The following is an 18130-nucleotide window of genomic DNA, read 5'->3' as shown; positions in this document are numbered from 1 at the left end:
ATTTATTACGATGCTTTTTTGCCAAAGAGTCGACAAATTAAGCCGATAGGTCCTGTCATATACCAGCATCGATTACCTTTATGACGGCTGTTTTGACCTAAAGATTGTGTTAATCGGTCAAGGATAATCGCGAGGATAACAATACCTGCGCCCCCTACGGCAGCCAGTCCCATATCAAGACGACCTATACCGCGTAATACCATTTGACCTAATCCACCAACGGCGATCATTGATGCAATAACAACCATTGAAAGTGCTAACATCAGCGTTTGGTTTACACCTGCCATAATCGTTGGCATCGCGAGTGGTAATTGCACTTTAAACAGCATTTGACGAGGATTTGCACCAAATGATTGTGCTGCTTCGATTAAATCTTCAGGAACTTGTTTGATCCCTAAAATGGTCAATCTCACAATTGGAGGTAAGGCAAAAATAATAGTGACCACAACGCCGGGTACGTTACCTATACCAAATAACATGACGATAGGAACTAAGTAGACAAACGCAGGCGTTGTCTGCATCGCATCGAGTAAAGGCCGAACAATTTTGGATGCTCTATCACTGTTAGCCAGCCATATTCCTAATGGAAGCCCGATAATAAGACAAAACAGTAACGAGGTTAGTACCAATGCAAGGGTAACCATAGCTTCAGACCAAGCACCAATCGCACCAATTAATATTAATGAGATAAAAGAAGCGATACCCATAACTTTGCCTGAAAGCTGCCATGCAATCAGAGAAAATAGAATAATGGCGATAGGTGCCGGCATTGAGGTTAAGAAATTTTCAAAACCACTTAAGACCAAATCGACCGGTACACGAATACCTTGGAAAACAGGGCGAAAGTGCAACACAATCCAGTCAATCGCATCAGTAACCCATGAATCTAAGGGGATCAGCGTATTATGAAACGGATCCATTAGATTGAATGAATCGGGTGCCACACCCGTTGGTGCAGCATCTAGCCAATCACTGCCAGCAGAGGAGGTATCGATATTTTCAGTACCACTGCCTGCACCCCAAGGATCGGCATCTGTTGATGAGCTGTCAGCGCTACTCCAAGGATCACTTTCTGTTGTAGTGGTATCAGTTGTTGCCCAAGGATCATCATTTACGTTATTGGTTGTCTCTGATGCCGTTTCGCTTGTTGCGGTTTCTTGGATATTTGTATCCAAAGCCACATCTTTATCTGTTGTATTACTCATTTGGCGTCTCCTTATCCAGTGCTTGTAGTAACATTCCTTTAGAAATTAAGCCGATATAACGGTTTTTTTCATCAATAACAGGAATTGCACAGGGAGATTGTGCAACAGTTGAAATCAGCTCGTTTAACGGTGTATCACCATTAATGGCACAAGGCTCAGATAAAATAGCTGACTCAATAGGCTGTTTATTTTTCAGCGCCTCTTCAAGAGACGTGATGGAAACGATACCAACAAATTTTCTTCCTCGCTCAATGAGATAGCCAAAGTTTCTATCTTCATCTTCGAGTACTTTTAAGGCAGATCGAGGACCAAAACCGGGCGCAATATGCAGTAAGGTCTCAGGGCGACGTTTAGCTATATCTTTTGCACTAAATACGTGGCTAATATCAACACCACGGAAAAACGTACGAACATAATCATTTGCTGGATTATTGAGTATTTCATCTGGTGTACCTGTTTGAACGACAACACCACCTTGCATAATGGCAATTCGGTCACCAATACGCATAGCCTCATCCAGATCATGGGAGATAAACACAATGGTGCGCTGTTTATCACCTTGTAAGCTTAATAACTCATCTTGCATTTCTGTACGAATTAATGGATCGAGTGCTGAAAAGGCTTCATCCATCAACAAAATATCTGGATCGTTAGCAAGTGCACGTGCAAGACCGATACGTTGACGCATCCCACCAGAAAGCTCATCAGGCCAAGAGTTTGCGTAACTACCCAAGTTGACTTGCTCTAAAGCATCCATCGCTTTTTTATAACGCTCATCTTTACTTAATCCCGCAAGATCCATTCCAAATGCAGTATTATCAAGCACATTCATATGAGGCATTAATGCAAATGACTGAAACACCATACTGATTTTTTTACGGCGGACTTGTCGTAATTCTTTATCCGACATGGTGGCAATATTTTCACCATCAATAAGCACCTCTCCCTTCGTTGGAGAGATCAGACGATTGAGAAGGCGGACTAGTGTGGATTTACCTGAACCAGATAATCCCATGATGACAAATATTTCGCCTTCTTCAATTGCCAGATTTGCATTTTGAACGCCCACTGTAAGCCCTGTTTTATCAAAAATCTGATCTTTATTCATACCAGATTCTAATAATTCAAAAGCGCGTTTAGGGTGCTCGCCAAATACCTTGTAGAGATTTTTTACTTCGAGTTTAATTGCCATGCAATATATAGTTTCCTATTTAAATATTGAAAGGAATAAATTAAATATATAATTAATAAGTGTTGTTATTTTTCCTAAATAAGATTTTTAGTAAGGGAAATACCCTACCACAATGATAGAGTCTGACAACCCTATGTTAATTATAATTAATTAAATAATTCAGCTTTATTTTCTTTATTTTTAATATGATTAATAATTAAATAAAGTGAAATAAATAAAACTTATTAAAAGATATATTCCCATCTAACTAACTGAAATAACTTTGTTTTTAGAGATATTACTATTTTGATTAGGATCTCAATAAAAATGAAGACTCAATGTCAAAATAGAAGAAAAAAGAGAGAAAAATTAAATGAAAAAAAATCAATATACATTAGATATATTAATGATTAATGTCTTGTGATAAGGTTCATATGCTATAAGTAGGCTAAAATAATTCGAAAAAAATTGATTTTTTGACAATATTGAACGGCAAAAATCAATCAATTAGATTGTTTAGTGAGCAAATAAAAATGCACAAAAAAATAATCTATATTTTTCAGTGCATTATGTTTCATATGTGATACATAATTAAATTGAATGTATTGTGTTGTTTCTTTTACTTTCAATTAGACTAATAAACCTTAAAAATCCCAATCATCATCTTCAGTGTTTATGGTTTTTCCAATAACATAAGATGAACCTGAACCAGAGAAGAAATCGTGATTTTCATTTGCATCTGGTGATAATGAAGAAAGAATTGCAGGGCTTACATTTGTTATTTCATCAGGAAATAAAGCTTCATACCCTAAATTCATTAATGCTTTATTTGCATTATAATGAAGGAATTTTTTGACATCTTCTGTCCAGCCTACAGTGTCGTAAAGATCTTCGGTATATTTCACTTCATTGTCATATAAATCTAATAATAATGAGAAAGAAAAATCTTTAATATCTTGTTTCTCTAATTCAGATTTATTTAATAACTGATTTTGAAATTTATAGCCAATATAATAACCATGAACGGCTTCATCCCTAATAATAAGACGAATTAAATCGGCTGTATTGGTTAATTTTCCTCGGCTTGACCAGTACATTGGTAAATAAAATCCTGAATAAAATAAAAAGGATTCTAAAAAGACGCTGGCGACTTTTTTCTTTAAAGGATCTTCATCTTGATAATAACGCAAAATAATTTCTGCTTTCTTTTGTAAGTAAGGATTTTCCTCACTCCAACGGTATGCTTCATCGACATCAGTTGTTAAGCAGAGTGTGGAAAATATCGAACTGTAAGAGCGAGCATGAACCGCTTCCATAAAACAGATATTAGATAACACGGCTTCTTCATGAGGCGTGAGTGCATCAGGCATCAAAGCTGGTGCGCCTACCGTGTTTTGGATCGTATCGAGCAAAGTTAGCCCAGTGAAAACACGAATCGTCAGTTGTTTTTCAGCTTGAGTCAGCGTGCTCCATGAGGGAATGTCATTAGAGAGTGGAATTTTTTCAGGTAACCAAAAATTCATAGTTAAGCGGTTCCAAACTTCTAAATCTTTTTCATCTTCAATGCGATTCCAATTAATCGCATTAACATGGCTTAATAAAGGTGATGACATGCTATGTTCTCCTTATTGTTATTATTAAAGTGCGCACGAAACACAGCCTTTTATTTCAGTACCTGCTAATGCAGATTGTCGGATACGAATGTAATACAAGGTTTTAATACCTTTACGCCATGCATATATTTGCGCTTTGTTGATATCTCGGGTTGTTGCTTCATCAGAAAAGAATAATGTGAGCGATAAACCTTGGTCGATATGTTGAGAAGCCTCAGCATAAGTATCAATAATTTTTTCAGCTCCAATATCATATGCGTCTTGATAATACTGACGGTTTTCATTAGTCATAAAAGGGGCCGGGTAATAAACTCGCCCAATTTTACCTTCTTTTCTAATTTCTATTGGTGCGGCAATAGGATGAATGCTCGATGTGGAGTGGTTAATATAGGAAATAGATCCTGTTGGTGGTATCGCTTGCAAGTTTTGGTTATAGATCCCATGCGTCATAATAGATTTCTTGAGAGTTTGCCAATCTTCTTGTGTTGGAATATGAACATTCGATTGACTAAATAGCTGGTGGATTTTTTGTGTTTTAGGCAACCATTGTTGTGATACATATTTATTAAAATATTCACCTGTTGCGTATTTTGAATTTTCAAAACCTTTAAAGTGCTGTTTTTTCTCAATCGCTAATTGATTTGAAGCTAATAGCGCATAGTAAGTAACGGTATAAAAATAGATATTAGTAAAATCTAATGCTTCTTCAGAGCCGTAATAAATCCCTTCGCGCGCTAAGTAGCCATGTAAATTCATTTGTCCTAAACCAATGGCATGAGAAGCGAGATTACCTTTTTCAATAGAAGGAACGGACTCAATTTTTGTCATTTCAGAAACATTGCTTAATGCTCTAATTGCTGTGCTGACGGTATGTGCAAAGTTAGGTGAGTCCATTGCCATAGCAATATTCATAGAGCCTAAGTTACAACTGATGTCATGACCGATATGGCGATAGCTTAAATCTGGGTGATACTCACTGGCGCTGTTGACTTGTAAAATTTCAGAGCAAAGATTGCTCATATTAATTCTACCCGCGATAGGATTGGCACGATTTACCGCATCTTCAAACATGATATAAGGATAGCCAGACTCAAATTGAATTTCGGCAAGTGTTTGGAAAAACTCCCTCGCTTTAATTTTCTTCTTACGAATTTGCGCGTTATTCACCATTTCACTGTATTTTTCGCTAACACTGATTTCTGACATAGGTACGCCATAAACACGTTCTACATCATAAGGTGAGAAGAGATACATATCTTCATTGCGTTTTGCTAATTCAAACGTGATATCAGGGATAACAACGCCTAAAGAGAGGGTTTTTATTCGGACTTTTTCATCTGCATTCTCTCTTTTGGTATCAAGAAAATGATAAATATCAGGATGGTGAGCATGAAGATAAACAGCACCAGCACCTTGTCTTGCACCTAATTGGTTTGCATAAGAAAAAGCATCTTCAAGCATTTTCATAACAGGAACCACGCCAGAAGATTGATTTTCTATACGTTTAATCGGTGCGCCTGCTTCACGTAAATTGGTGAGTAAAAATGCAACGCCACCGCCACGTTTAGAAAGCTGTAATGCGGAATTTACCGAGCGACCGATAGACTCCATATTATCTTCTATACGTAATAAAAAGCAGGAAACCAATTCACCGCGTTGTTGTTTTCCACAATTTAAAAAAGTCGGTGTAGCGGGTTGAAAACGACCACTAATAATTTCATCTACAAGATGAATAGCAAGATCAGTATTGCCTTGTGCTAGCGTGAGAGCCACCATACAAACGCGATCTTCATAGCGCTCTAGATAGCGTTCTCCATCAAATGTTTTTAAGGTGTAACTGGTGTAGTACTTAAAAGCTCCAAGGAATGATTGAAAGCGAAATTTTTTACTATAAGCATGTTTAAATAGCTGTTTGATAAAGGCAAATTCATACTGTTCTAACACTTGTGCTTCGTAATAGTGTTGTTGTACTAAGAACTCGAGTTTTTCTTTTAGATCATGAAAAAATACTGTGTTTTGATTTACATGTTGACGAAAAAAATGGTGTGTCGCTAGTTTATCTTTATCAAACTGAATATTACCTTGCTCATCATAGAGATTTAGCATGGCATTCAATGCATGGTAATCCAGTTGTTCTGTTGATTGTGTCATGTTAATTGTCTCGTAACGTATTGGTCAGTAAGATTTGACCAAAATGTACTTAAACCTGTTTTTACGCGATATACATCTTCTGGCGTACCTAATAATTCAAATCGATACAAAAAAGGGATTTGGCATTTTTGTGCAATAATATCGCCAGCTAACCCATAAGCTGCACCGAAGTTAGTATTTCCAGAAGCAATGACTCCACGTATTAATTGACGGTTTTCAGGAATATTTAAAAACTGAATAACCGCTTTAGGAACTGCACCTTTAGTACCACCACCACCATAAGTTGGGCAAAGCAACACAAAGGGTTGCGTTGCAAGCAATGTTTTATCTTCAATAATTCTGGTCGCATGTACATTGAGTTTTTGTACAAAGCGATGGCAGTTTTCAGAGCGACTTGAAAAATAGATCAAAGGTGCCGTTTGCATGAGGAGCTCCTTTAGAGCGTGATCTGTCTGATTTTATCAGGACAAAAACCCGACCAATGTTGTTCACCGTGAACTACAACAGGCACTTGGCGATATCCCATAGAAACGATACGGGCGAGAGCTTGTGTATCTTTGGTGAGATCGACTGCAATAAATGGAATATTTTTCTGTTTTAAGGCGCGCTCTGTGGCACTACATTGAACGCAATTCGGTTTGGTATAGAGGATAACAGACATAAAAATAACCCTTATAAAAATATGGATGCGTCTGTTTTCACATCCATAGCGAGAAGTACTTAAATACTATATATAGAGTTATTTATTTTCAACCATACAATATATGGTGGTTTTTAAATTTGATAATGATTATCATTAAAATTAGACAGTTAGCACACTAATTTTATTTTTAGATCGCTCGATTGATCAATTTTTATTAGATATACGAGTAATTAGATGATTGCTTTATCAATCAAGCATGATTTAATCTGGTTGCTAAAGACAAATCAGCAGAGAAAACATTATGTACCAAGACTATCTCGATGCACCTAAAGGCTTTCCAAAACCTTATATCTCTATCACTGCAAATGAAAAAGGGATCACGAGTCTCTATTTTGTGAATGACAAAGAGGCTGCTGTAAATTCAAGCCCTGTTATTAATCAATGTATAAAACAATTAAAAGAGTATTTTGAAGGTAAACGAACGACATTTTCGGTGCCATTAGCGCCAGAAGGAACGGAATTTCAAAGCCGTGTTTGGAAGACATTACAAACCATCCCTTATGGTGAAATTTGGAGTTATAAAAAATTGGCGCTCACATTAGGTTCGGTCAATTATTGCCGAGCGGTAGGAATGGCAAACTCACGCAACCCAATTTCTTTAATTATTCCTTGTCATCGAGTTATTGGTCATAACGGTAAGTTAGTCGGCTATACCGGTGGATTAGATATTAAGCGTTGGCTACTTCAATATGAAAAAGTAGAAGTCGATGAATAGTTCAGATTGTAAGTATTAAGTATTGTTTCTTAAGTGAACTATGCGTTAAAGCATGGGATTTGTCTGAATATTAATCATTTGGCAGAAAAAAAATGTGAGTTTCGTGATCTAGACTGTGGACAGGGAATCATCATTTTTGTTTTACTATAGCCAACGCAAAACGCTTGCGTTTATTTTCTATTTTAAAGGTAAACTTGATGTCTAAATTAAAAGGTAACGTTAAGTGGTTTAACGAAACTAAAGGTTTTGGTTTTATCACTCCAGAAGATGGCAGCAAAGATGTATTTGTACACTTTTCCGCTATTACATCAGAAGGCTTTAAAACCCTTGCTGAAGGTCAAAAAGTAGAGTTTGAAGTTACTGACGGCGCGAAAGGGCCATCTGCTGCAAACGTTGTCGCTATCTAATTAACGACTTCTTTGAGACAAGTAAAAACCCGTTATTTAACGGGTTTTTATGTATCTAGAGCAAAGCCCTTTTTATAACAGGTTTTATATTCCAAGCATTACATCTCGCGTAGTAACCAAAATGCAAATGCGGTCATTAAAAATGAGCCAGCTAAGTTAGCCCCCATGGTGCTTAGTGCCCATCCAATTTTTCCTTCCGTTAAGAGAGCAACCACTTCAACCGAAAAGGTTGAAAAAGTTGTCAGACCGCCACAAAAGCCCGTTGTCAGCATAATTTTCCAAATAGGATCAATATGTGGAGCTTTACTAAACCAAGCGATACCAAAGGCAATAATAAATGCACCAATGCAGTTAGCAACAAAGGTGCCTGTGGCAAAATGAGGAAAAATAGAATTTAGGCGGTAGCTAATAAGCCAGCGTAATACGCTACCTAAACCACCACCTATAAATACAGCAATTGCAATATTAAGCATGAGAGATTAATTGTTATTTAACCTCAATCCCCTGAGCTTGAAGATCAGCATGATAAGACGAGCGAACAAACGGCCCACAAGCTGCATGGGTAAAGCCCATCGCAAGTGCTTGCTCTTTCATATATTCAAACTCGTCAGGACTGACGTAGCGTTGAACAGGAAGATGGTGACGACTTGGCTGTAAATATTGCCCTAATGTCAGCATCGTTACCCCATGTTTACGCAGATCACGCATAACGTCAATAATTTCTTCGTTTGTTTCCCCAAGACCGACCATCAAACCTGATTTTGTTGGAATATCAGGGTGTGCTTGCTTAAAGCGTTCTAAGAGTGTCAATGACCATTGATAGTTAGCACCTGGGCGTACTTGACGATAAACGCGAGGTACATTCTCTAAGTTATGGTTAAAGACATCTGGTGGAGTGTCAGTGAGGATCTCAAGTGCTTTATCCATACGACCACGGAAATCTGGCACTAGTGTTTCAATACGAATAGTAGGATTCTTTGCACGAATAGCGGCGATACAATCGGCAAAATGCTGGGCACCGCCATCACGTAAGTCATCACGGTCTACAGAGGTGATAACAACATAGCGTAATCCCATATCTTTAATGGTTTGAGCGAGTTTTTCTGGCTCTTGAGGATCGGGAGCATTAGGGCGGCCATGAGCGACATCGCAGAATGGGCAACGGCGTGTACAGATTGCGCCCAAGATCATAAAGGTTGCTGTTCCGTGGTTAAAACACTCAGCAAGGTTAGGACAAGAGGCTTCTTCACAGACGGAATGAAGACCATTTTTACGCATTGCTGCTTTGATACCCTGAATTTTACTTGAGTCAGCGGGTAGCTTTATTTTCATCCAATCAGGTTTGCGTAGCAGTTGTTCACGTTCTGTAGCGACTGTTTTAACAGGAATAAGTGCCATTTTATCGGCGTCGCGATATTTAACTCCGCGTTCCATCTGAATAGGTTTACTCATAATTGTGCCAGTTCCAGTTATCTAGAGTGATTAACACGATGTGACTGAGGTAATCAGGGTTTTAAAAAAATATGACAAATGTTAAAAAAATTATAGCATTTTTATTGCTGTGGTTGAAATCCTAGTTGTGTACAAAAATGCTTAACTAATAACGGTGCTACCTGTGTCGTTGTCGTATTCGGTGCAAAATCAATTAACTGCGTCATTTTTAAATCAGAATAACCACAAGGATTTATTCGAGCAAAAGGAGATAAATCCATATCTATATTGAGCGCAAGTCCATGAAAAGAACAACCTTTACGGATACGTAATCCTAAAGAGCAAATTTTATCGCCCTTTACATAAACTCCGGGCGCATCAGCGCGAGCATAAGCTTCTACATTAAACTCTGCTAGTGTGTCTATAACAGTGTTTTCAAGAGCAGTGACTAATTGACGAACACCTACGTGATTGCGTTTTAAATCAATTAAAACATACATCACTTGTTGACCGGGGCCATGATAAGTCACTTGACCACCACGATCGGATTGAATAACAGGGATTGTTCCCGTATTTAATAAGTGTTCGGCTTTACCTGCTTGGCCTTGGGTAAAAACTTGTTCATGTTGAACAAGCCATATTTCATCAGGTGTGTGACTTTCCCGTTTTTCCGTAAACTGATGCATAGAATCAGAAACCGGTAAATAGGGTTTCACACCTAATTGGCGAATAATGATTGTCTTGTCTTGCACCGTGAAAATCTTCATTTGTAGCGTAATTGTGAAGAGCAGTATAACGCTCCAGTAAATGAACTACCAGATTGAGATGTTTTTTTTCCGAGGTAGGGTGAAAAATGAGGAAATACAGAATAAGAAAAAGCGCCTTAATGAAAGGCGCTTTTAAAAAGTCATTTGCTAAAAGAAGAGGTTACAGAACCATACGTACCAGTTCAAGTTCACCTAATTCTTTATATAACGTTTCTACTTGATCAATATGAGTTGCATTGATGGTAATAGAAACAGAGTGGTAATTACCTTTGCTACTTGGTTTTACTGAAGGCGTGTAATCACCTGGTGCATGGCGCTGAATGACTTCAACGACTTGATCTACTAATTCTGGTTTTGCATGACCCATCACTTTATAAGTGAAAGAACATGGGAACTCTAACAGTTCATTTAATTTTGTTTTCATCATAATGTAATTCCTTAAGACAACAGGTGCTGTTGTTTTAATAATTTATTTCTACACCTAATCTTAGCAAATAAAAAGCGCATTCCTTACATAATAAGGAATGCGATACTGGTAATTAGGGTAAATATGGGAATGGTAAATGTGTTTCTGCCAATATCTGTATAAAAATTATATGTGGTCACATTTACCTTTTTCAAGTCTTAGCCAAACCAGTGTGAGAATAATAATTTGATATAGTCGATAATACGGCTAAAGAAACCGCCTTCTTTTACTTCATTCATCACAACTAACGGGCGCTGTTCGATAACTTGTCCATCAAGTTGAAAATTAATTGTTCCAACAACTTGGTTTTTAGTCACTGGTGCATGTAATTCTACATTATCAAGAATATAGCTCGCTTTTAAATCTTTTAAACGACCGCGAGGAATAGTTAAATAAACATCTTTATCTACCCCTAATTGTACTTTATCTGTTTCACCATACCAGATAGGCTCTGCTGCGAATTCTTTACCTACTTGCAATGGCTTTACGGTTTCAAAGAAACGAAAACCCCAAGTAAGTAATTTTTTACTTTCGGCATCACGGCCTTTAGATGAATGACCACCCATAACTGCAGAAATTAAACGCATATCGCCTTCAGTTGCAGACGCAACGAGGTTATAACCTGCTGATGCAGTATGACCTGTTTTAATACCATCAACATTTAAACTGCTATCCCACAACAAACCATTTCGGTTAGTTTGACGGATATTGTTGTAGGTGTACTCTTTTTCTTTATAGATGGCATATTCATCGGGTACATCGCGAATTAATGCAGCACCAATTAGTGCCATATCGCGAGCCGAGCTATATTGTCCCGGAGCATCAAGACCATGAACAGTTTGGAACTGTGTATTTTGTAAACCGAGACGTTTGACATAATCGTTCATCATGGTCACAAATGTATCTTGGCTGCCTGCAACATAAGAGGCCATTGCGACACAAGCATCATTACCTGATTGTAAGTTAATACCACGCGTTAACTGCGCAACGGTAACTTGATCACCCGGTTTTAAGAACATTAAAGAAGAGCCACGAAAAACAGGATTACCCGTTGCCCATGCTTCTTCACCAATGGGTACGATATCGCTATTAGAGATTTTACCAGCACGAATAGATTGACCAATAACATAACTGGTCATCATTTTGGTTAAACTTGCAGGATCACGGCGAACGTCAGCGTTCATTTCAGCCAGTACTTTCCCAGAATTATAATCAATAAGAATATAAGATTCGGCTTCGATACTAGGAACAGCAGGTATCATTGTTTTTAGGGAATCTTCCGCAATACTTTGATGGCTTACTGTGAGTAAAGCAAAAGTGGCGCTTAATAGGCTTGTTCTTAGTAATTTTGCTGGGGGTATCTGTTTCATTCTGTTTGTTTAATCCGAAAATTCAGGGAAAAATAGGGACTGATAAATAAAATATCAGCAAATCCAGACGATTCTACGCTTGAATTTGCTGATATAAAAAGGATTTTACGTAAAATTATCCTTTATTGGGTAATAATAAACCCAGTGATATCTTTAACTTGTTTTAGCTTATTTTTTATCGTTTCGGCTTGATCTTTAGATGAATAAGGGCCGAGTTGTACTTTATATAATCCATCTGTTTTGTTGATCACACCTTGAGTGTTAAATAACGACGATAAATCATTGAGCCAAAATTGTGCATTATTTTCGTTACTGAGAGCACCAACTTGGACATAAAAGCCTTGTGCTATGGAATTTGAGGATAATACAGGTTTTGGCGCTTCCGTTTTTGCAGGTACTGGCGTTGGAACGGGTGCCGGAACTGGAGTAGGCGCTTTTACTTGTGCAGGAGTCGATGGCTCAACAGGCATATTGTTGTTGACGGGTGTTGATGTTGTTAATGGCGCTGGTGTTACTGTTGCTGGCTGAGCATTAAAATTAGGGCGCTCAGGTAATGCAGTCGTTTTCTTTTCTATCTGTGCACCATGAGTACCAACACCGCTCATATGGCCACTTTGGTCAACAACAATCCCTTCAATAAGCAATGGAGTTGTCGGCATTAAACGTAAGCTATCAGAAACCGCTGGAGTGACTTGGATCTGTTTTCCATTAACGTAAGGGCCTCGGTCATTAATACGTACAACCATTGTGCGCCCATTAAGCAAGTTTGTGATTTTCGCATAGCTTGGGATCGGTAATGTAGGATGAGCGACCGCAAATTCATAGGGATTAACGCGTTCACCAATGGTAGTTAAACGACTCATCGCTAAACTATCATAGACAACTGCTTCTCCTCGCTCACTAAAGTTTGCAGGATCAGTCACAATACGGTAAACCACCCCATTTTTTCGATAATCTTGATTTGCCGTAGGATGATAAGGCTCGTAACGTGGCTCTGCACCGAGAACACGTTGAGCTGGCACATTGGGTAATGGTGCTGGCGGTTTATTGGTATTCGGTTTATCAACAACACACCCCGACAGTAGCAATGCACTGATACCAATCAAAACCCATTGCAGACGCATAAAAACCTCATTATAAACTTTTCGATAGTAGTTTTCGGTGTGTATGAATCGACATCACGATACCAAACCCTGCCATTAATACAATCAGGGCCGAGCCTCCATAACTCATCAGCGGTAACGGAACACCGACAACAGGAAGAATACCACTCACCATTCCTATGTTGACAAAGACATAGACAAAGAAAATTAGCATTAATCCGCCAATCATTACTCTACCAAATGTATTTTGTGCTTTCGTTGCAAGGTAAAGGCCCCGCGCGATTAAGAGTATATAAAGAGTCAGTAGTATCAAAACACCAATTAATCCGAGTTCTTCTGCCAATACAGCAAAAATAAAGTCTGTATGGCGCTCTGGTAAGAATTCTAATTGAGATTGCGTGCCTTGTAACCATCCTTTTCCATGTAATCCACCAGAACCAATGGCAATTTTAGATTGGATGATATGATATCCTGCCCCAAGCGGATCTGATTCAGGGTCGAGAAGCATCATTACCCGTGCTTGCTGGTAATCATGCATAAGGAAAAACCAGAGTATGGGGATAAAGGCGGCAACAAGAATAATAGCCACAGTGATAAGTCGCCAGCTCATTCCTGCAAGAAAAAGAACAAATAAACCCGATGCGGCAACAAGAATGGATGTTCCCAAATCGGGCTGTGCTGCGACTAATAATGTTGGTACAAAAATAAGAACTAGAGCAATAGCTGTATTACGCAATGTAGGAGGGCACACATCGCGATTCATAAATCGAGCAACCATTAAAGGCACAGCTATTTTAGCGATTTCTGAAGGCTGAAAACGAACAATACCTAAATCTAGCCAACGTTGTGCTCCTTTACTGATTTGCCCAAAGACATCAACGAGAATAAGTAAAATAACACAAAAGAAATAGAGATGAGGAGCCCAGCTTTCATAGACTCTTGGTGGGATTTGCGCCATGACTATCATGATCATGAAACCCATAGCAATCTGTCCTAACTTACGTTGCATCATTTCTGGATCTTGCCCGCTGGCACTCCACATAATAAATGCGCTGTATCCTAATAACGCAATAATACAAAGTAAGAATAACGGGTCGATATGGATCCGTGTCCAGAAGGATTTTTTCTTATTATTTTCAGTCATGAGTATTATTCCTCTGAACCACGTGGTGCTGGTGGAGAAGCTGGCAATACAGTGTTGTTATCACCAAGGAGAATGTGGTCAAGAATTTGTCTTGTAATATCACCGACAGAAGGGCCTGCACCACCATTTTCTAGGATAATAGAGATGGCTACAGTTGGCTTATCATAAGGCGCAAAGGCAATCATTAACTTGTGGTCACGAAGATGTTCTGCCAATTGACTCGCATTGTAGGTTTCGTAACTAAACACCTGTGCAGTTCCCGATTTTGCTGCTGCTTTATAAGGTGCATCAGCAAAACTTCGGCGACCCGTACCATTTGGGAAGTTAGCTACACCATACATACCGTGTTTTGCTAGCTCCCAATAACCTGAGTTGATATCGCCAATTTGGCGGGTTTCAGTATCAACATAAGGCAACATTTCATTGCCTAGTTTTGTACCGTAAAGTAGGTGAGGGGTTTTAACTTGACCATCATTAATCAATGTCATTAAAGCTTTCGCCATTTGAATTGGCGTTGCTGTCCAATAACCTTGCCCAATACCTACTGGGATCGTGTCACCTTGATACCAAGGCTTTTTATAACGTTGCTGTTTCCACTCACGTGTTGGCATGATGCCATTGCGCTCTTCAGAGAGATCAATACCTGTATATTCGCCATAGCCAAAGCGACTCATCCAAGTTGATATACGATCAATTCCCATATCATAAGCAACTTGGTAGAAGAAAGTATCCGCAGATTCTACGATAGATTTTGTGACATTAAGTTTTCCATGTCCCCAACGCTTCCAATCTCGATAACGTTTTTCAGAGCCAGGGAGTTGCCACCAGCCGGGATCATGAATTGTTGTATTGGCTGTGATTACACCTTCACTCAATGCCGCAACAGACATAAAGGGTTTCACGGTTGATGCAGGAGGATAAAGACCTTGAGTTGTTCGGTTGATCAGCGGCCTATCAGGGTTGTTTAGTAACCCTTGATACTCTGTATTTGAAATTCCACCAACAAATAAGTTTGGATCGTAGCTAGGGTTTGATACCAGCGCTAAAATTTCACCATTGCGAGGATCGGTTACTACAACCGCAGCTCGGCTTGTCGTGAGTAATGTTTCAATATAGGTTTGCAGTTCAAGGTCGATGGTAAGATAAATATCTTTACCTGCCTGTGGCGGTTGTTCGTGTAATTGGCGAATAACTCGACCACGGCTATTAACTTCAACCTCTTCATAGCCGGTTGTGCCGTGCAAAGTAGATTCATAATAACGTTCGATGCCTAACTTGCCGATATCATGAGTTGCAGCATAGTTAGGTGATAAACCTTCTTTATCAAGACGTTCAACATCTTTATCATTAATTTTTGCGACGTAACCAATCACATGCGTTAATGCTGAACCATAAGGATAATAACGACGTTGATAGCCTTTGATTTCTAAGCCGGGATAGCGGTATTGGTTGATAGCAAAGCGCGCGACTTGTACTTGGCTTAATGTTGTTTTTAAGGCGATAGAGCTAAATCGACGTGAGCGCTTGCGCTCTTTTTCAAATGCAGCAATATCTTCGTCAGTTAAGTCAACAACATCCCTTAAACTTTCCAGAGTTTCTTGTAGGTTTGCTACCTTTTCAGGCACAACTTCTAATTGGTAGATAGTACGATTGAGCGCAAGAGGGATACCTTTGCGATCGTAAATAATGCCTCTGCTGGGAGCAATCGGTACTAATTTAATTCGGTTATCATTTGAACGTGTCTGATAATCATCATGGCGAGCGATCTGTAAGTGGTTGAGGTTAAAAACCAAAACACCACTCAATATAATAATTACTGAAAATGCGACAATCACACGTCGGATAAATAGCTTTGATTCCGCAGTATAATCTCGAAACGGGGTACGTTTTTTTCTTTTCATCCCATTTGACTTCACTTACTGACCCGCCAATTTATTGATTATTCACGATGATAAGGATGGTTTGTGGTAATGCTCCATGCTCGATAAAGGCTTTCTGCAACCACGACACGAACAAGAGGATGTGGCATTGTTAAAGGCGATAAAGACCAGCTTTGTTCAGCCGCAGCTTTACAAGCGGGTGCTAGTCCTTCAGGACCACCAATGAGTAAGCTGACATTTCTACCATCAAGCTTCCATCGATCAAGTTGTTCTGCAAGTTTGGGCGTATCCCAGCGAGCGCCAGGAATATCGAGGGTGACGATACGATTTCCTTTACCTACTGCGGCTAACATCTGTTCACCTTCTTTTTCGAGAATACGTTTAATATCTGCATTCTTTCCTCGCTTACCTGCGGGGATTTCGATAAGTTCTAAAGGCATGTCTTTGGGGAACCGATTAAGATAATCTATAAAGCCGGTCTGTATCCAGTCCGGCATTTTTGTACCAACGGCAATGAGCTGTAATTTCAAACTCAGCTCCAGAGTTTTTCAAGTTCGTACATACGGCGACTATCTTCTTGCATAACGTGTACCATGGCTTCGCCAAGATCAACGACAATCCAGTCAGAAACGCCTTGTCCTTCAACACCTAAAGGTTGTAATCCCGCTTCGCGGCAATCATCAACGAGATTATCTGCAACTGACATGAGATGTCTGCTTGATGTACCCGTACAAATAATCATGTAATCAGTTACACTTGATTTTCCGCGGACATCTAATGCAATAATGTCTTGGGCCTTAGAATCTTCAAGTTTATCAATAATAAATTGCTGTAATTCAGAACCTTGCAAAAGGATCACCTTTAATCTAATGGGTTGATTCAGTCGAAAAAATAATAAATGCTATTTTAAAGGAATTTATACCAATAAATCTATTTTACTGGATGATTAATTCTAGTTAGCAATAACAAGAACATAAACCTCATTTTCTTGTTTTTCGACGTTTGATTTAGAAAAATTCATATATGCCCATTAACTGCGTCATAATAAATAACAAAAAGAAGGCAGATAAGAACTTTTCCGTTTAGACGACAGTTTTACCTTACAGTTCCCTTAAGGGAACAGAGGGTGAGAATAACAGCTAAACCTCGTCTGTCAATGCTGATTAAATACCTAATTAGCGTGTTTTCACTTTGTTAAGTTTAGATTATACAGACTAATACTCATACTTTTTAATTAGAGAGAAAAAGAATGGAAAGAAAAGAAAACTATCTCGGGCTATCTTCAGAAATTGTGAGTAACACTAATCACCAATTACAAGAAAAGTTAGCATTGCTTTGCGATACTGTTCAGGCGGAAAAGATAGGCATTATGCAGATAGAGGCTCAAAATAGAGATAACCTATTGCCACTTTATGGTTATGTTGGAAAAAAAGGAGACCGCCTTTCCTCACCCCCGAATTTTACTTTACCTCAACTAAATATTGATCAATTTTTACAGCCTATTGTTCTAGACCATTTTCTTACCCAATTTTTCACACTGTTTGATTACCAACAACAGGTTAATCAATCATTAACTAAAGGGGCTTTGGTTAAATTTCATAGCCGATATAAATATTTAATTATGGCTTATTCACAAGTGGCTTATCGAGAGTTAGGGCGCTATATTGCTCATATTTCTGATGCTATTCCTCTTGAAGAAGTTGCATCGAAATATCAGGAAAAACTAATGAAGGCATTCAGTGTTACAGCAAATAGAGAAGGGCAAACTAATGCGTTAATGCATATGGCGGGGTATTTTAAGCGGGATCTAAGCTCACAACAAAAACAAGAAATGACACAGACAATTTTACAATATCATCAAGGTATCGTGCCTTTATCTAAACCTTATGATTTACTCAAATATTGGTTAACTGTTTATCCTGATGAGTATTTGAGCCATCAACGCTATTTTTCGCCTTATCCGTTCGCTTTTAATTATTTAAGGGAGCAACTTTAGTATTAATC

Annotated in this window: 19 protein-coding genes; 3 read left to right on the top strand and 16 right to left on the bottom strand. The window is 38.7% G+C overall.

What is annotated here, in order from left to right; genetic code table 11:
- Positions 1-5 precede the first annotated feature (5 nt).
- The 6 genes from proW to GTK47_RS16690 form a co-directional block, all read right to left on the bottom strand.
- Positions 6-1205 (bottom strand): glycine betaine/L-proline ABC transporter permease ProW, encoded by a 1200-nt coding sequence (proW, locus tag GTK47_RS16715; protein WP_165125309.1) that lies wholly within the window; start codon positions 1203-1205, stop codon positions 6-8.
- Positions 1198-2397: a glycine betaine/L-proline ABC transporter ATP-binding protein ProV gene (gene proV / locus GTK47_RS16710; RefSeq protein ID WP_165125306.1), complete on the bottom strand. Its 1200-nt coding sequence runs from the start codon at positions 2395-2397 to the stop codon at positions 1198-1200. The genes proW and proV overlap by 8 nt, the downstream gene beginning before the upstream one ends.
- 623 nt (positions 2398-3020) lie before the next feature.
- Positions 3021-3989 carry a class 1b ribonucleoside-diphosphate reductase subunit beta gene (gene nrdF, locus GTK47_RS16705; RefSeq protein ID WP_165125303.1) on the bottom strand — a complete coding sequence of 323 codons (969 nt, stop codon included), beginning with the start codon at positions 3987-3989 and terminating at the stop codon, positions 3021-3023.
- Between the two features lie 24 nt (positions 3990-4013).
- Positions 4014-6140, bottom strand: a complete 2127-nt coding sequence (gene nrdE, locus GTK47_RS16700) for a class 1b ribonucleoside-diphosphate reductase subunit alpha (protein WP_165125300.1) — start codon at positions 6138-6140, stop codon at positions 4014-4016.
- A complete protein-coding gene (gene nrdI, locus GTK47_RS16695; RefSeq protein WP_165125297.1) occupies positions 6137-6565 on the bottom strand; it encodes a class Ib ribonucleoside-diphosphate reductase assembly flavoprotein NrdI in 429 nt (142 codons plus the stop codon). Before nrdI ends, nrdE begins: the two co-directional genes overlap by 4 nt.
- 11 nt (positions 6566-6576) lie before the next feature.
- Positions 6577-6801: a glutaredoxin family protein gene (locus GTK47_RS16690; RefSeq protein WP_165125294.1), complete on the bottom strand. Its 225-nt coding sequence runs from the start codon at positions 6799-6801 to the stop codon at positions 6577-6579.
- A gap of 283 nt (positions 6802-7084) precedes the next feature.
- Between GTK47_RS16690 and GTK47_RS16685 the strand changes: the two genes are divergently transcribed.
- Positions 7085-7558: a methylated-DNA--[protein]-cysteine S-methyltransferase gene (locus GTK47_RS16685; protein ID WP_165125291.1), complete on the top strand. Its 474-nt coding sequence runs from the start codon at positions 7085-7087 to the stop codon at positions 7556-7558.
- Positions 7559-7755: 197 nt separating this feature from the next.
- The gene (gene cspE, locus GTK47_RS16680) at positions 7756-7965 is read left to right on the top strand and encodes a transcription antiterminator/RNA stability regulator CspE (RefSeq protein WP_023581133.1); all 210 of its coding nucleotides are present in this window, start codon (positions 7756-7758) and stop codon (positions 7963-7965) included.
- Between the two features lie 98 nt (positions 7966-8063).
- Here cspE and crcB read toward each other — a convergent pair whose 3' ends face one another.
- From crcB to rsfS, 10 genes are all read right to left on the bottom strand, one after another.
- Entirely contained in the window at positions 8064-8438 is a 375-nt protein-coding gene (gene crcB / locus GTK47_RS16675) for a fluoride efflux transporter CrcB (RefSeq protein ID WP_072070253.1), read from the bottom strand.
- Between the two features lie 13 nt (positions 8439-8451).
- Entirely contained in the window at positions 8452-9417 is a 966-nt protein-coding gene (lipA, locus tag GTK47_RS16670; RefSeq protein ID WP_075671558.1) for a lipoyl synthase, read from the bottom strand.
- A 101-nt stretch (positions 9418-9518) separates the two neighbouring features.
- Positions 9519-10163, bottom strand: coding sequence for a lipoyl(octanoyl) transferase LipB (gene lipB, locus GTK47_RS16665; RefSeq protein ID WP_088493458.1), 645 nt, complete (start codon positions 10161-10163; stop codon positions 9519-9521).
- A 160-nt stretch (positions 10164-10323) separates the two neighbouring features.
- Positions 10324-10587 carry a DUF493 family protein YbeD gene (gene ybeD, locus GTK47_RS16660; RefSeq protein ID WP_036912266.1) on the bottom strand — a complete coding sequence of 88 codons (264 nt, stop codon included), beginning with the start codon at positions 10585-10587 and terminating at the stop codon, positions 10324-10326.
- 200 nt (positions 10588-10787) lie between these two features.
- On the bottom strand, positions 10788-11999 hold the full coding sequence (gene dacA / locus GTK47_RS16655; RefSeq protein WP_165125287.1) for a D-alanyl-D-alanine carboxypeptidase DacA: 1212 nt from the start codon (positions 11997-11999) through the stop codon (positions 10788-10790).
- 122 nt (positions 12000-12121) lie between these two features.
- The gene (gene rlpA / locus GTK47_RS16650; protein ID WP_165125284.1) at positions 12122-13123 is read right to left on the bottom strand and encodes an endolytic peptidoglycan transglycosylase RlpA; all 1002 of its coding nucleotides are present in this window, start codon (positions 13121-13123) and stop codon (positions 12122-12124) included.
- Between the two features lie 10 nt (positions 13124-13133).
- The gene (gene mrdB, locus GTK47_RS16645; protein ID WP_099075876.1) at positions 13134-14246 is read right to left on the bottom strand and encodes a peptidoglycan glycosyltransferase MrdB; all 1113 of its coding nucleotides are present in this window, start codon (positions 14244-14246) and stop codon (positions 13134-13136) included.
- A 5-nt stretch (positions 14247-14251) separates the two neighbouring features.
- The gene (mrdA, locus tag GTK47_RS16640; protein WP_165125281.1) at positions 14252-16147 is read right to left on the bottom strand and encodes a peptidoglycan DD-transpeptidase MrdA; all 1896 of its coding nucleotides are present in this window, start codon (positions 16145-16147) and stop codon (positions 14252-14254) included.
- Positions 16148-16185: 38 nt separating this feature from the next.
- A complete protein-coding gene (rlmH, locus tag GTK47_RS16635; protein WP_109393411.1) occupies positions 16186-16656 on the bottom strand; it encodes a 23S rRNA (pseudouridine(1915)-N(3))-methyltransferase RlmH in 471 nt (156 codons plus the stop codon).
- A gap of 2 nt (positions 16657-16658) precedes the next feature.
- A complete protein-coding gene (rsfS, locus tag GTK47_RS16630; RefSeq protein WP_006537732.1) occupies positions 16659-16985 on the bottom strand; it encodes a ribosome silencing factor in 327 nt (108 codons plus the stop codon).
- A 390-nt stretch (positions 16986-17375) separates the two neighbouring features.
- Here rsfS and GTK47_RS16625 point away from each other — a divergent pair, with 390 nt between their 5' ends.
- Entirely contained in the window at positions 17376-18122 is a 747-nt protein-coding gene (locus GTK47_RS16625; RefSeq protein WP_165125278.1) for a DUF1722 domain-containing protein, read from the top strand.
- Positions 18123-18130: the final 8 nt, after the last annotated feature.

This window comes from Proteus sp. ZN5 (assembly GCF_011046025.1).
In the GTDB taxonomy this organism is placed as follows: domain Bacteria; phylum Pseudomonadota; class Gammaproteobacteria; order Enterobacterales; family Enterobacteriaceae; genus Proteus.
Note: the sequence above shows the minus strand (reverse complement) of the source record. Positions and strands in the feature narration are given on the sequence as shown.

Excerpts from the sequence above, each read along its gene's own strand:
- mrdB (WP_099075876.1), bottom strand. The coding sequence starts at position 14,246 with ATGACTGAAAATAATAAGAAAAAATCCTTCTGGACACGGATCCATATC.
- GTK47_RS16690 (WP_165125294.1), bottom strand. The coding sequence starts at position 6,801 with ATGTCTGTTATCCTCTATACCAAACCGAATTGCGTTCAATGTAGTGCC.
- proV (WP_165125306.1), bottom strand. The coding sequence starts at position 2,397 with ATGGCAATTAAACTCGAAGTAAAAAATCTCTACAAGGTATTTGGCGAG.
- mrdA (WP_165125281.1), bottom strand. The coding sequence starts at position 16,147 with ATGAAAAGAAAAAAACGTACCCCGTTTCGAGATTATACTGCGGAATCA.
- crcB (WP_072070253.1), bottom strand. The coding sequence starts at position 8,438 with ATGCTTAATATTGCAATTGCTGTATTTATAGGTGGTGGTTTAGGTAGC.
- cspE (WP_023581133.1), top strand. The coding sequence starts at position 7,756 with ATGTCTAAATTAAAAGGTAACGTTAAGTGGTTTAACGAAACTAAAGGT.
- rlpA (WP_165125284.1), bottom strand. The coding sequence starts at position 13,123 with ATGCGTCTGCAATGGGTTTTGATTGGTATCAGTGCATTGCTACTGTCG.
- lipA (WP_075671558.1), bottom strand. The coding sequence starts at position 9,417 with ATGAGTAAACCTATTCAGATGGAACGCGGAGTTAAATATCGCGACGCC.
- GTK47_RS16625 (WP_165125278.1), top strand. The coding sequence starts at position 17,376 with ATGGAAAGAAAAGAAAACTATCTCGGGCTATCTTCAGAAATTGTGAGT.
- nrdI (WP_165125297.1), bottom strand. The coding sequence starts at position 6,565 with ATGCAAACGGCACCTTTGATCTATTTTTCAAGTCGCTCTGAAAACTGC.
- lipB (WP_088493458.1), bottom strand. The coding sequence starts at position 10,163 with ATGAAGATTTTCACGGTGCAAGACAAGACAATCATTATTCGCCAATTA.
- nrdF (WP_165125303.1), bottom strand. The coding sequence starts at position 3,989 with ATGTCATCACCTTTATTAAGCCATGTTAATGCGATTAATTGGAATCGC.
- ybeD (WP_036912266.1), bottom strand. The coding sequence starts at position 10,587 with ATGAAAACAAAATTAAATGAACTGTTAGAGTTCCCATGTTCTTTCACT.
- proW (WP_165125309.1), bottom strand. The coding sequence starts at position 1,205 with ATGAGTAATACAACAGATAAAGATGTGGCTTTGGATACAAATATCCAA.
- GTK47_RS16685 (WP_165125291.1), top strand. The coding sequence starts at position 7,085 with ATGTACCAAGACTATCTCGATGCACCTAAAGGCTTTCCAAAACCTTAT.
- dacA (WP_165125287.1), bottom strand. The coding sequence starts at position 11,999 with ATGAAACAGATACCCCCAGCAAAATTACTAAGAACAAGCCTATTAAGC.
- nrdE (WP_165125300.1), bottom strand. The coding sequence starts at position 6,140 with ATGACACAATCAACAGAACAACTGGATTACCATGCATTGAATGCCATG.